Source organism: Pseudomonas sp. TNT2022 ID1044 (assembly GCF_028656895.1).
GTDB classification, from domain to species: Bacteria; Pseudomonadota; Gammaproteobacteria; order Pseudomonadales; family Pseudomonadaceae; genus Aquipseudomonas; species Aquipseudomonas reinekei.
In genome coordinates this window covers 168,717-182,914 of record NZ_JAMDHB010000014.1, presented here as the reverse complement: position 1 = coordinate 182,914, position 14,198 = coordinate 168,717, and the positions used below count along the sequence as shown (strand labels likewise).

The 14,198-nt window shown below is 52.7% G+C and carries 11 protein-coding genes; 7 read left to right on the top strand and 4 right to left on the bottom strand.

The window, feature by feature from the left end; all coding sequences use genetic code 11:
• The first annotated feature begins 448 nt into the window (after positions 1-448).
• From M5G20_RS18815 to M5G20_RS18795, 5 genes are all read left to right on the top strand, one after another.
• Positions 449-1,735, top strand: a complete 1,287-nt coding sequence (locus M5G20_RS18815) for a TolC family protein (RefSeq protein WP_152670452.1) — start codon at positions 449-451, stop codon at positions 1,733-1,735.
• Between the two features lie 88 nt (positions 1,736-1,823).
• Positions 1,824-3,065, top strand: a complete 1,242-nt coding sequence (locus M5G20_RS18810) for an efflux RND transporter periplasmic adaptor subunit (RefSeq protein ID WP_046819786.1) — start codon at positions 1,824-1,826, stop codon at positions 3,063-3,065.
• A gap of 26 nt (positions 3,066-3,091) precedes the next feature.
• Positions 3,092-6,259: a CusA/CzcA family heavy metal efflux RND transporter gene (locus M5G20_RS18805; RefSeq protein WP_046819785.1), complete on the top strand. Its 3,168-nt coding sequence runs from the start codon at positions 3,092-3,094 to the stop codon at positions 6,257-6,259.
• A gap of 142 nt (positions 6,260-6,401) precedes the next feature.
• A complete protein-coding gene (locus M5G20_RS18800; protein ID WP_046819784.1) occupies positions 6,402-6,602 on the top strand; it encodes a co-regulatory protein PtrA N-terminal domain-containing protein in 201 nt (66 codons plus the stop codon).
• Positions 6,603-6,750: 148 nt separating this feature from the next.
• Complete coding sequence (locus tag M5G20_RS18795) at positions 6,751-7,083, top strand: DUF2790 domain-containing protein (RefSeq protein ID WP_046819783.1); 333 nt, start codon at positions 6,751-6,753, stop codon at positions 7,081-7,083.
• Between the two features lie 375 nt (positions 7,084-7,458).
• Here M5G20_RS18795 and M5G20_RS18790 read toward each other — a convergent pair whose 3' ends face one another.
• Positions 7,459-8,784 carry an OprD family porin gene (locus tag M5G20_RS18790; protein WP_046819782.1) on the bottom strand — a complete coding sequence of 442 codons (1,326 nt, stop codon included), beginning with the start codon at positions 8,782-8,784 and terminating at the stop codon, positions 7,459-7,461.
• Positions 8,785-9,233: 449 nt separating this feature from the next.
• On the opposite strand from M5G20_RS18790, the gene M5G20_RS18785 reads away from it, so the two are divergent.
• Positions 9,234-10,559, top strand: a complete 1,326-nt coding sequence (locus tag M5G20_RS18785) for an OprD family outer membrane porin (RefSeq protein WP_046819781.1) — start codon at positions 9,234-9,236, stop codon at positions 10,557-10,559.
• Positions 10,560-10,931: 372 nt separating this feature from the next.
• Here the strand turns inward: M5G20_RS18785 and M5G20_RS18780 are convergent, their stop codons facing one another.
• Positions 10,932-11,141, bottom strand: coding sequence for a hypothetical protein (locus tag M5G20_RS18780; protein WP_046819955.1), 210 nt, complete (start codon positions 11,139-11,141; stop codon positions 10,932-10,934).
• 1,208 nt (positions 11,142-12,349) lie between these two features.
• On the opposite strand from M5G20_RS18780, the gene M5G20_RS18775 reads away from it, so the two are divergent.
• Positions 12,350-12,589, top strand: coding sequence for a DUF1652 domain-containing protein (locus tag M5G20_RS18775; RefSeq protein ID WP_080957104.1), 240 nt, complete (start codon positions 12,350-12,352; stop codon positions 12,587-12,589).
• Positions 12,590-12,707: 118 nt separating this feature from the next.
• Here M5G20_RS18775 and M5G20_RS18770 read toward each other — a convergent pair whose 3' ends face one another.
• Together M5G20_RS18770 and M5G20_RS18765 are read right to left on the bottom strand one after the other, a co-directional pair.
• Positions 12,708-13,019, bottom strand: a complete 312-nt coding sequence (locus M5G20_RS18770; RefSeq protein ID WP_046819778.1) for a hypothetical protein — start codon at positions 13,017-13,019, stop codon at positions 12,708-12,710.
• 316 nt (positions 13,020-13,335) lie between these two features.
• On the bottom strand, positions 13,336-13,791 hold the full coding sequence (locus M5G20_RS18765; RefSeq protein ID WP_046819777.1) for a VOC family protein: 456 nt from the start codon (positions 13,789-13,791) through the stop codon (positions 13,336-13,338).
• Positions 13,792-14,198 lie beyond the last annotated feature (407 nt).

The following is a 14,198-nucleotide window of genomic DNA, read 5'->3' as shown; positions in this document are numbered from 1 at the left end:
GAAAAAATTTAGTATTTGTAAGGGTTTTCCGACCGAAACAATACGACTTTGATACTGTTAAGCTGTTTGTGCGTCTCAACGTCCGTTTGCTCGGTAATGATCATCACCCTAAAGCCTATAGCTGCTACAGGGTCAAGCCAAAGCTCCGCTCTTGAGCCATCAAGCCAGCGTCCTGCGACAACGTGTCGCACAAAACGCTCTTGAATTTAGCCATAGAGGCGCAACGCACATAGTTTTCGAGCTTCGACAAGTGCTGTTCGGAAGATATTGGTTGGTATTTGTTTCGTCATGTTGCCGACCTTGTGCATCTATTTTTTAATACCTCATATGCTAATGCAAAAAATACAGTCGGATCGTTTGATAACGTATTTGTAATTTTTCAGTCACCTTGCTGATAAGTTGAAAACTCTACCATTTGTGCATAGAAAATATTAGCGTTAAAGGAACTATGAAATTGCGGCGGCATATAAAATTAACTGCACCCTTTAGCATAAAAAAAGCCTTACTGATTGTAGGCTTCAGTTTTATGCTCTCACTGGCAGGCCCCAGTTTTGCCGCAGTTTCGTCTTCGCAGACGCTAACCATCGATCAAGCACTGGAAACGGCTTTTGCCAACAATCCTGATCTGGCTGCAGCGCAGCGGGAAATTGGTATCGCTCAAGGAGATCGACAACAAGCGGGCTTGATTCCTAATCCCGAACTGTCCTGGGAGGCTGAAGATACTCGACGAAATTCACGGACTACGACGGTAATGATCAACCAGCCGATCGAGCTGGGTGGCAAGCGTGGGGCCAGGATAGATGTTGCCAGCCGAGCTCAGGATGCGGTTGGGATTGAATTGGAGCGCAAACGTAATGTTTTGCGTGCCGATGTCATCCAGGCGTTTTACAACTCATCAACGGCCCAGCAAAGGTTGCTCTTGGCACGTCAATCCCTTGAGCTCGCCGAGCGTGGTTTGCGTGTCGCTCAAGGTCGTATCAAAAGTGGCAAATCTTCACCTGTTGAGGGCACGCGAGCAGAAGTCCAGTTGTCGGAGGTGCGTCTAGAGTTGAGACGGGCCGAGCGGGATGAGGCCAGTGCCTATCAGCAGCTCGCTCAGGTAATGGGGGCACCATTGCCTGCGTTCGTGTCTGTGGGGGATGCCGGTAAATCGATGCCAGATGTGCCGAAACTCTCGCTGTTGATTAACCGCATCGGCGAGACCGCAGAGCTACGGTTGGCAAAGCTTCAAATCGACCAGCGAGAAGCATCCCTTAGTTTGGAGAAAGCTCAGCGTATTCCAGACCTCACCGTGAGTGTAGGCAGCCAATACGATGAACGGGAACGGGAGCGGGTCAATGTCGTGGGGCTGTCGATGCCTATACCGTTATTCAACCGTAACCAGGGCAATGTACTGGCAGCTGCCCGCCGTACCGATCAAGCCCGCGACCTTCGCAATGCCAGTGAGTTACGCCTGCGCACAGAAATTCAAACCACTCTGGATCAGTGGATGACGGCAAACACTGAAGTCGCCTCGTTCAATCAGACCATCCTGCCTGCCGCACAAAATGCAGTCGACACCGCTACGCGGGGTTTTGAAATGGGCAAGTTCAATTTCCTGGACGTGCTCGATGCTCAGCGCACCTTGATCAGCGCACGCACCCAATATATCCAGGCCATTGCTGAGGCGACAGACGCCTGGGTGCGCATTGAGCGAATTTTTGGTGATGTCGACCAGCTCACTCGTACCCCTTGAATTTTCAAATAACTTTTTTACACCGCTGCTCGGTGTTGCAGTGCCACGGTATTTCGTGGCTGCCAACTGAGTTGCGCAGGGAGTCTCCATGGATAAAAAACAAATCCTTGTCACCGCACTGACCCTGACGGTGGGCATAGGAATCGGTTCCCTCTGGATGGGTAGCTCCTCGGCACCGTCCAGTGAGCCTCAGGCGCAAGAAGAACAGGGCCACGACGGTCACGACGAACACGACGAACACGGCAACGAGGGTGCCGCAAAGGAGTCAGCTGAGGGCGAGCATGCCGAAGGCGAGGAGGAAGAAGGTCATCTGACACTGAGCGACGAGCAGATCAACTCGGCTGGTATTCAGTTGGTCGAAGCCAAGGCACAGAGCATCAGCCTTTCATTGCCCTTTCCTGGAGAAATTCGTTTCGATGAAGACCGCACAGCGCATGTTGTGCCCCGGGTGCCCGGTGTCGTCGAGTCGGTACATGTCAATCTGGGCCAGCAGGTTAAAAAAGGTCAGTTACTGGCCGTCATCGCCAGCCAACAAATTTCTGACCAGCGCAGTGAGCAAGCTGCTGCGCAACGCCGTCTTGAGTTAGCGCGTACCACCTACGAACGTGAGCGCCAGTTATGGCAGGACAAAATCTCCGCCGAACAGGATTTTCTTCAGGCTCGTCAGGCATTACAAGAGGCCGAAATCGCTCTCAGCAATGCTCGCCAAAAAATCAGTGTACTCAGTGGTAGCTCGGTGGCCAGCGGCGGTAATCGGTATGAATTACGTGCGCCATTCGATGGCGTCGTGGTCGAAAAGCATCTGGGGCTCGGTGAGGTCGTCAGTGAAACCACTAACGCGTTTACGCTTTCTGACTTATCACGCGTTTGGGTGACCTTTGGTGTCTCTCCCAAAGATTTGAACAAGGTAGTGGTTGGTAAGTCTGTCACGGTCAGTGCAACAGAGCTGAACGCCGAAGTCACTGGAACCGTGGCTTACGTCGGAAGCTTGTTGGGTGAGCAGACCCGCACTGCAACAGTCCGGGTGACCTTGACCAACCCAAACGGTGCCTGGCGTCCGGGGTTATTCGTGACCGTGCTGGTTGAGACCGATACCCGACAGACGAGAGTCGCGGTGCCAGAAATCGCCATCCAGACGGTCGAAGACAAACCAACCGTTTTCGTTCGAACCGATGACGGATTTCAGGCGAAGCCGGTGGAGGTGGGTAGCCGTGCGGCAGGTTTGGTCGAAATCACAGGGGGCTTGGAGCCCGGTGTTCAAGTTGCTGCTGCCGGTAGCTTCATTCTGAAATCAGAACTGGGTAAAGCCTCGGCTGAACACGCCCACTGATCCGCCACTTCCACGAGAAGGTTCTCATGTTCGAACGCCTGATCCAATTTGCCATTGAGCAGCGCATTATTGTGCTGCTCGCGGTTTTCCTCATGGCCGGCCTTGGCATAGCCAGCTACCAAAAGCTTCCGATCGACGCCGTACCCGACATTACCAACGTCCAGGTACAGATCAATACTGGCGCCGCAGGTTTCTCGCCACTAGAAACTGAGCAGCGCATCACTTTCCCCATCGAAACCGCGATGGCTGGCTTGCCCGCTCTTGAGCAGACACGTTCCCTCTCACGCTCCGGCCTGTCGCAAGTCACGGTGATATTCAAAGAAGGCACCGATCTCTTCTTCGCCCGGCAATTAGTCAACGAGCGTTTGCAAGTAGCCAAGGAGCAACTTCCCGAGGGTGTGGAAGCGGTCATGGGGCCGATCTCAACCGGTCTGGGTGAGATTTTCCTGTGGACGGTCGAAGCCGAGGAAGGTGCAGTCAAGGAGGATGGCACTCCATATACGCCGACCGACCTGAGGGTGATCCAGGACTGGATCATCAAACCCCAGTTGCGCAATGTTCCGGGAGTCGCAGAAATCAACACCATTGGCGGCTTCGCCAAGGAGTATCAGATTGCTCCCGATCCGAAACGTTTAGCGGCTTACAAACTGACACTGACCGACCTTGTGACTGCGCTGGAGCGGAACAACGCCAACGTCGGTGCCGGCTACATTGAACACAACGGCGAACAACTGCTGATTCGTGCGCCTGGCCAAGTGGCGACTACCGACGACATCGCCAACATTGTGATGGCCAATGTCGATGGCACGCCAATCCGCATAAAGAATGTCGCGACCGTGGATATTGGGCGTGAGTTGCGCACTGGCGCGGCTACCGAAAACGGTCGTGAAGTTGTACTTGGCACGGTCTTCATGCTGATTGGCGAAAACAGTCGAACCGTGTCTCAGGCCGTTGCCGCTAAACTGGAGCAAATCAACCGCTCACTGCCAAAAGGTGTGGTGGCGGTCACCGTCTATGACCGTACCAATTTGGTGGACAAAGCAATTGCCACGGTTAAGAAGAACCTGATTGAAGGTGCGATCCTGGTGATCGCGATTCTGTTTCTGTTCCTTGGCAATATTCGCGCCGCGCTGATCACAGCCATGGTCATTCCGCTGGCCATGCTCTTCACCTTCACCGGTATGTTCACCAACAAGGTCAGCGCCAACCTGATGAGTCTTGGGGCGTTGGACTTTGGCATCATCGTCGATGGTGCGGTAGTTATTGTCGAGAACGCCATCCGGCGTCTGGCCCATGCGCAACAACATCATGGGCGAATCCTCACTCGCTCAGAACGCTTTCACGAGGTCTTTGCAGCAGCCAAGGAAGCCCGACGACCGCTGATTTTTGGTCAGTTGATTATCATGGTCGTGTACTTGCCGATTTTTGCACTCACCGGCGTCGAAGGGAAAATGTTCCACCCAATGGCGTTTACCGTCGTGATCGCTTTGTTGGGTGCCATGCTGCTGTCCGTAACTTTTGTTCCTGCGGCGATTGCCATGTTCGTGACTGGCAAGGTTAAGGAAGAAGAGAACGCGGTCATGCGAGGGGCGCGCCGAGTCTATGCCCCCGCGCTTGACTGGGTCATGGGACATCGGTCGCTGGCATTCGCCATGGCACTCGGCGTTATCGCTGTGTGCGGTGTGGTCGCCAGTCGAATGGGTAGTGAGTTTGTGCCGAGCCTTAGCGAAGGGGATTTGGCCCTGCAAGCATTGCGTGTACCGGGCACCAGCCTGACACAATCGGTAGAAATGCAGCAGAGTCTCGAAAAACTTGTACTGGCAAAGGTGCCTGAAGTTGAACGGATGTTTGCTCGTACAGGTACCGCAGAGATCGCTTCTGATCCAATGCCGCCCAACATCTCTGATAGCTACGTAATGCTCAAGCCCAAGGATCAATGGCCTGATCCCAATAAATCCCGAGAAGCTTTGATAGCCGATATCCAAAAAGCTACGTCCGCTATGCCCGGCAGCAACTATGAGCTTTCCCAGCCCATTCAATTACGTTTTAACGAGTTGATTTCAGGCGTACGTAGTGACGTGGCGGTCAAGGTCTTTGGCGATGACATGGCTGTGCTGAATAGCACCGCTGCCAAAATTGCCTCGTCCATGCAAAAGGTCGATGGTGCTTCCGAAGTCAAAGTTGAGCAGACAACGGGGCTGCCGGTGCTGACCATCAACATCGATCGTGACAAAGCCGCACGTTACGGTCTGAATGTTGGCGACGTACAAGACACCATTGCGGTGGCGGTTGGTGGCCGCCAGGCCGGCACTATGTACGAAGGAGACCGTCGCTTCGACATGGTGGTGCGTTTATCCGACGTCATGCGCAAAGACCTCGAGGAATTGGCCACGCTGCTGATTCCGGTGCCGGCGTTGCTTAACGGCAACGCCGATCAGATCGCTTTCATTGCGCTCTCAGAGGTAGCAACCCTGGATCTGGTGCTGGGGCCGAACCAGGTCAGTCGTGAAAACGGTAAGCGTCTGGTAATTGTGAGCGCCAACGTGCGTGGACGGGATATCGGCTCATTTGTACAGGAAGCCAGCAGCGTCATTGATCAGCAGGTGCAAATCCCGGCCGGCTATTGGATAAACTGGGGTGGGCAGTTCGAGCAACTCCAATCAGCCGCCAAACGCTTACAGATTGTCGTCCCGGTAGCCCTGCTCCTTGTATTCGCCCTACTGTTCATGATGTTCAACAACCTCAAGGATGGCCTGTTGGTATTCACGGGGATTCCCTTTGCATTAACGGGCGGAGTGATGGCTTTGTGGCTACGCGATATCCCGCTGTCGATTTCAGCGGGAGTTGGTTTCATCGCGTTATCGGGGGTGGCGGTGCTGAACGGTCTCGTGATGATTGCGTTCATCCGCAATCTTCGAGAGGAGGGATATTCGTTGAGTTCCGCGATCAATGAAGGGGCACTTACACGGCTACGCCCAGTGTTGATGACAGCACTGGTGGCCTCCCTTGGCTTTATTCCTATGGCTCTGGCCACCGGAACCGGGGCAGAAGTCCAACGACCACTGGCTACCGTGGTGATCGGCGGCATCCTGTCTTCAACTGCGTTGACCCTGTTGATACTGCCTGCGCTGTATCACTGGGCGCACCGTCGAGATGAGGATGAAGCAGAAGAAGAAAAAACAGTAACAGTATAGTTCTTCGATTTTAAAGCCCGCTGCTGAGATTCAGTAGCGGGTTTTTTTACGCACGTTACATTACGGATCTGTAATCTTGGTGCCACCGTGATGATAGGTTCGGATTGATACCCTAATAGCGTTATCTATATGAGGTGTCAGAATGAAAATTACTAAAATATTTGCTCTCGCGGGCGCTTTGGTTCTCTCTTCCGCTGCGTTGGCGGAGGGTGGCGGAGATAGAACCTTCGAAAAAATGATGGCGGCGAATGACTCGGCAATGGAGAAATATTTAGCTAGAGAAGGGAAGAGTGCCCCGGTGGTGTCAAGTGATGCAAAAAATGAGACGGCAAAAGAAATGTAGTGATGCACGTTGGGAAGAACCCGTCTCCAGATTGCTGGTGGCGGGTTTTTTTATGGATAGCTAGCTTACATACTTGTAATTTTCGTGCCACGCCGTCGCAATGTTTAGATTGATATTCTCGTAGCTGTTATTAGATGAGGTACAGAATATGAAATTTATGAACTTCTTCGCTATAGTCGGAGGTTTAGTTATTTCTTCAAACTTGCTTGCTGAGGGTGGGGGAGATAAAACCTTTGAGAAAATGATGGCTGCCAATACTAAAGCTATGGAGCAGTACGCGATCAGCCAGGGAAAGAGCGCTCCTGTGCCGAGGCCATACGAATACGGGATGAAGGTGGATGTGGTGAAGGTGATCAGTGTGGTGCGCCCTGCGAAAGTCTGCGCAGTAGTGCCCGCTGCAATGACTTATGAGGATTCCGAAGGACAGCTCAATACGATCACTTACACGGTCGCTGGAGACTGTCGTAAACGAGGCGGTTAATAGCTGCGTTGCTATCGTACGAATCATTAACGCGCGACCCACTTCGTTATTTAAGGGTGTCGGGCGTTTTTTATTTGCTCAAGATTCGACAGGCCAAAAAAAGACGTCCCGGAGGACGTCTTAAAAATTCACCTTTTCCAAAGGAGCAAAGGAGCTTCCAAAGGTGAACGGATATTACAACTGAACAGCATTGAGTTCAGACTTTCACAGACTAGCTACTTGCCTATAGAGTCCCAGCCAGATGCGCTAGCTAGAACTCTATCAACTCACGACAAGTATAAAAAACTGAACCTAACATGAAGATGATTGAAAAATGACATTTCTGTAACTTTCGGAGGAGCGGGACGCTCGCAACACGAGTCGCCCCGTTCGATATCACAGGATCGCTAATGGATACTCAACAATCACACGTACTTCATCCAGGTCAGACTCAAACGCGGTTGCACGAGTGTTCATTTGACGCAGGCGGAAAGACATGTCTTTCAAGGAACCTGTCTGAACGACGTATTTTACTTCGATGTCGCGCTCCCAACGTTTCTGGTCAGTCAACGGGTTCCCGTCAGCATCACGTCGCATGTAGGTTGCGTTAGCGTTGGAGTAATCAGCGTCAGTGCCGCGACCGTATCGTGTCATAAACGTCAAGCCAGGCACGCCATAGGAACTCATGTCGAGGTCGTAACGAACCATCCATGAGCGTTCTTTCGGCGAGTTGAAGTCGCTATACTGGATTGAGTTGTCAAGAAAGATGGAGTCAGACTGACGCAGATAGTCGAAGTCGTCGTTACCATTATTTCGTTGGTGAGACAGTGCGACAGAGTGTGCGCCATACTTCACGCCGACTTTAGCACTCCAAATATTGTTGTTGAACTCACCCAGCAGTTTTTTGCCTTCGTCGACGGCTTTGTAGTAGTTCGCACCGCCGAATACGGAGAGTTCATCCGACAGTGAGTAGTTCAATCCCGTGCCGGCATAATATTGATTCCATGCGTCTTTGAGACGGCTGGAATAGAGGCTTACAATCACGTTCTTATTCAGATTGTAGTCACCGCCAAAGTAACCGACCCACGGCGAGTTAACAGGCCCAGCATAGAATGTCGCGAAGTTATCGCGCATATTGCTGGAAGTTGGCTGGCTCATGGCGTGCAAGCGACCGCCCTGAACTGTCAATCCGTCAATGCTGGTGTTGGTCGCCGTTACACCAGTGAAGCTTTCTGGCAGAAGTCTGGAGTCACCCGCGGCAACAACTGGGTTAGATGGGAATACGTCGCCGACCTTTACTACAGTGTCAAAGGCGCGAACTTTTGCCGCGCCACCAACTTTGGTGTATTCGTCACTAGCCTCCCCTTCACTATTGACGGGGAGTACATCGAACGAACTACGGCCGCCATTACGGCCGTCACCCGTGTCGAGTTTCAACCCTAACATAGCGAACGCGTCGACGCCCACTCCCACAGTTCCTTGTGTAAATCCAGACTCAAATTTACTGATAATGGCGTGCGCCCAAGCTTCGGAATAACCGTTGCCTGTCGCGCTTGATTGACCGTCGCGATTATCGCGGTTGAAGTAGAAATTTCGGTTGAGCACACTAAGGCTGCTATCTTCGATAAAGCCCCCAGATTTTTCCTCAGCAAAAACCATGGATGGCCCGGTACTCACAACCACTGCCAACGCGGCCATCGAAAATTTTGTGTTGTTATTCATCCATCACTCCTTAGGTTCGGCAGAACGAGAACGTTCATCGGCTTAATTTTATTTTCTACAGGAAGCGAATTGCCCTCCCATACGGTTGCCGATTTATATCGTGGCAATCTGGAGATAACGGGGACATGATCAGATGATTACAATTTCGTAATGTTCAATCGCTTTTAATTGACTTGCGTAGCATGCACCCAGCCGATACGTGGATGCCTTAGTGTCTTGTCTCGCAAATAAGTTGCCTTTTGACGACCGCCTGCTGTCAGGCAAGGCGCCGCGACGAGTCATGGCTGGGCTTTGGCGAGGATTCGCAACGCAGCATGGTGGCGACAGGCAGTCGTCAAGAGGCAACTTGTTTGCGAGAGAGGACACTGGTGCTAATCGCGCATCAGCGGCCAGGCGGCAATAAGACCCCGGCCTATGAACACAAGAATTAGAAACCACAGGAGCAATACATGTACAAATCCAGCTTGGCGTTTGCCGTGGCCTCCGGGGTATTGGCCCAGCAAGCCGGCGCTGCCGGTTTTATTGAAGACAGCAAAGCCGCGCTCAGTTCCCGAACCATGTATTACAACGCCGACAACCGAGAAGGCGGTGCTGACCAGCGCGAGTCGGCCCAGGGCTTCAAGCTCGATTACGTGTCCGGCTTCACGCCAGGTACCATTGGTATCGGTTTCGACGCTCAAGCGCTGTGGGGTATTCACCTCGATGGCGGAAAGGGACACCACCCGGACAGCAACACCTTCGTCCCAAGTGACACCGATGGTTCGGCGGTAGATGAGTGGAGCCGTGTCGGCGGCAACGTCAAGGCACGCATCTCCAAAACTGAAGGTCACCTAGGCAGTGCCCTCGCGCCAAACCTACCGATCCTGATCGCGAACGACGGTCGCCTGCTGCCGCAAACCTTTGATGGTGGCATCGTAACCTCCAAGGAAATCGACAACCTGACCATCACTGCCGGCCAGATGGAACACGCCTATGGTCGTGCTTCGACCAACCGCACCGGCCTTGCCGTTTCCGGTGGTACCCAGGACAGCAACCAGTTCCGTTTTGGCGGTGTAGACTGGAAGGTCACCAAAGATCTGACTCTTCAGTACTACTACTCGAACCTGGAAAATTACTACACGCAAAATTTCCTGGGCCTGGTTCACGTCTTCCCGATCGGCACTGACCAATCGTTTAAGACCGACCTGCGCTACTTCGACAGCCGTTCCGATGGCAAGAACGGCCAAGCCGGTTATGCCTTCGACAACAATGGTGGTTTTGCCGCGAACACTGGCGAGGTCGCCAACAAGACCTGGAGCGCCATGTTCACCTACACCCTGGTTGGTCATGCGTTCTTGCTGGGCCACCAGCAAGTTGGCGACGATGGAGGTTTTGTCTGGCTTAACCAGGGTAGCGTACGCGACAGCAACAACCGCCCTGAAGGCGCCGGTGGTTCTAGCTTCTACCTTTTCACCGACAGCATGGTCAACCAGTTCGCCCGCGCTGGTGAAAACACCACTTTCGGCCAGTACTCCTATGACTTCGCCCGCCTCGGCGTGCCAGGCTTGAAAGCGTCGATCGCCTATCTGAGCGGCGACGACATCAAGAACAAGAGTGGCACCGGCGATTACTCTGAGTGGGAACGCGACATGCGTGTCGACTACTTATTCCAAACAGGTGTGCTCAAAGGCTTCGGGGCCACTGTGCGTCACGGTACTTACCGTGGCGGCGGTGAAAGCATTGCCGACCAAGACCAGACTCGCCTAATTTTTAACTACACATATAGTTTCCTGTAATCACGCGTAAAAAAGTGCTCGATTGATGAGCCCTTTTTATTGTGAGTTGGTTTTTATCCCGGGCGGCTGCGAAGACTGAGCGCAACACCTACCCTCCGGTAAGGTGCCGCCCTGTCCTATACGGGGAGGATGCAGAAAACGGAGATTTTGTACACTAAACCCGATGGCTGTAAGCAGCAACGTGCATAGGCTGCGTCTAGTTTCCCTCATGGTCATGTTGAACAGTATGGCGGGGCTGCAGGACGAGCGAGTCTCAACCCGGACATTTTCTCCGGCAAGCTCCTAACTACGAAACACCCGCTGAAAGATTGAACCAATGCTGTTGCATCGACCGGTTGAATCCCAAGCCGTTAGCTGTCTGTCATGAAGAAGTCAATCCGGCGTCATCAGCACCGCAAGCGTCATGTTGATAAACTCCTCATTCTTGCTGAAAATTTGCAGTGCGCCGAGCACATTGCCGCCAACTTCACCCGCGCCACGCTGTTCGACCCACAGCGTAAACTCCATGTTTGCGGCTTCGAGGGCCAATTGGTTCTGATTGATCCTGAGCAGTAGGAAAGGGAGCAGGTCGGCGTTCGACATGGTGATTCCTCCGTGGAAGAGCTCAGCGTACCAGTGGGTGAGTTTTAGAAACACAATTCTCGAACCCTTAAACGACTTTAGCCAGCGCCAGTGGCCGGTCGTGCCCCTCATCGGAAACCAATGTTCCATCCTTGCTATGGTGGCAAACAGCCGCTAATAGTTAAGGGGAATTGGAGAGGGCTTGAAGATGATTTCGAGATTTGTTGTTGTCCCTGCAATACCAACAGAAACGGGATCATTGCGTAACGGAGCGCGCTTCTACTGCAAGACTGCGCCCATAGGCTTCAACATCTATGACAACGAAGAAAAACTACGTCTGACGACTACCTATCAAGCCCGAGAAGAAGCCGAGGCTGAATGTCAGCGACTGAATCTGGAGCGCCTTCAAAACGTACATTCAGATCGAGAACCCATGACTGCGCTATAAGCGTTCAGCAGTCCTACAAAGCCTTAGGCGCATGGCGTTCAGAAACGAGTGGATCAAAGACTCAGGGAGGTACGACTTACACCACTCTGGCGCGGGTGCTCGGCATTCAGGAGCGAGCAAACGGCCTCTGCCTCTACCCTGGCCTTGAACACACCGTGCTTGCTAGCAGAGCCTCCCTCGACGAGATCGACAACCCGATATTGCTTGATGCCATCATCCATTCTGGTGGTTTCGATGACCCTGAATCTTGAATGCATGGTGCGTTCCCTGCTGAAACTGGTGCTTTAGGAGTACCGGTATGACTCCATGATTACAACAATTATGCAGGACTGAGCTGAGACAATTTATGGCAGGGCGCAATGATTCCTGTGAGGACAGAGACTTCGCGGGAGGTGGGAGAGCAGGTTGTGTTCAAATCATAGTGTGTGTGAGGCATCGCCTACACAGAGTTAAGCTGTGGTGCGACGTAAATGGGGTGGTCGCTGCTTCGGGCCAATGGGCCCGGCTTCCCGAGCAAATTTTCGTTACGCGTACAGGTCTGCAGGTTCGCCCCATTGACTTCCATCGGCTACTGAAACGTTTTCCAAGTCATAGGGATTGAAGTCTTCCAAGCAACCAATATTGAATCCAAACTCATCCGGATTGGTGCTTCGCCCGGTTTACGTTGTTCATTCCCACAGCAGGCGAAACATTTCGTCGTGAATTTTGCTTCGGCGCGTTCCTTGACTCCTAGGTTTCATGGACAAGACTCAGATGAAATTTCTCATTAGGACGTAGGCCGATGATTTCCGCTTTGGAGCTCAGACACATCATTGAAAGCGGTTTATTACCTCGCTCCTGCACCTGCTCAGTGAACCCGAAAGGAGCGCTTTTGATAAAGATGGTTGAACCATCTTCGGGCGCTGTGGAACTCTTTGTCCCCGGAGTGCGGGCAGCGGATCTCACGTCCAGTCGGGCGATCTCGAATTTGATCAGCGAACTCAGAATTGAAATGGCGACGCGCAAAAAGATCTGTGCGTGAGCGCCGGTAAGTGGTTGAGTCGCAGCATCAGAGCCCACCAGGTCACGTCGACTCAAGCCTTACGGATGGGGTGATCAGGCTGCAGGAGAGACGCCACCGCCATCACTAACTTAGAGAGTCACCATTCATTTAATGCAGTTGCCGCTGGCTTCAACCCTGGATAATCATCAAGTGCAAGATTAGGCCCGTCTCCGCCCGTCTGCAGACCTTCTGGTTTACGTATTACTCCGGCTTCAGCATCGGCTCGCATCTGATCAAGCTCTTTGTCAAAAGCCTTATCCTGGACTGTGCGTTTGCTAACGTAGGGCTTCCGCTCAGGGTCTCGCTGCGCTGCATAAGTCGTTAGCGCGTCCGGATCGTCCAGTAGCTTTTGTTGAACCTGAGATTCGAGCATCGCACGAAGCGAGTCTTTGTCGGGACGGTTTAGCATTTCATACTCCTTTCAGTCGCCCAGATCCTTCAGCAAATGGTCGGGCAAAATGGGGTAGTGGAATCGATCAATAGGTCATTGGGTGCTGACGACGCGGATGGCTTCGGGCACGTTCTATAATCGCTCTATAATCGCTCTATAATCGCTCTATAATCGACTATAAAGTCTGATTGATTCCTCCTGCTAGCGAAGCCAGAGTTCTTTGTTCTAAGAAGCTAAAACGACGATGCCTGTCGTTCCTTCGGGCTTAAGCCCGGCTCGACGTCCTCACGTCATTTGGCCTACTAACGACGCCCATGCCCACTGCGGAATGTTCTTAGGAAAACGCGGCCTCGATAAATGCTTCCAGCGCCTTGTCTTCCAGTATCTCAATAGAGAAGTGTCCGAAACGTTTGGGCAACCAAATGATGCGTGCCCCAGACGGGGATTGCAGGTTCGCACGAGCCAATGGATTTCCATTTTCGTCTTCTGGCTGAACACCGGCGGCCATCAATTCGTCGTAGGCTTTCTCGATGTTCGGTGTCGAGTAGCAGTGGCGGTAAATCATCCCTTCACCCGACGTATCCAACAGCTCTTTCAGGTTCCCCGCCAACGGCTGTACCAACATGAAACGCTCTTGGCCCATCAGCGCAATCGCGTAGCGCACATGCAGACCACCTCGTTCCCATACGAGCGTTTTGGAGATCCTGGCGTTAAGTATCTGCGCGTAGTAAGCACAGGCCTCGTCGAGATCCTTGACCAGTACATCTACGTGACTGAATTTCAGATCCATTTGCAGCCCTCCTGTTGAAATGGCGTCCATGGTAAACACGCCATAACGTTTTCCTCGATGCGTCGCTGATCGAACACGTTTATCCAAAGTCGTAGTGAAATATCAAAACGACGCTGGTAATGTCCCGGCCCACGTTCGCCAAACCATTAAGGGATGGAGGCGAAAATAGAAGCTCTGGAGCCGCGAACCTCCGGGGCTTTGTTTTTTCTGTTCAGCAACCACTTAGGCAATCAACATAAAGCTTCACAGCGGGTTGACGTGTCCGGCTCCGGAAGCGTGGTTTTGAGTCATCGCATGCTCATAGCTAAGCTGTGGTGCGACGTAAGTGGAGAGGTCGCTCCTTCGGGCCAATGGGCCCGGCTCACCGACTGGTTTTGCGGATTTGATGGAGGCCTGTATCCCCCGTC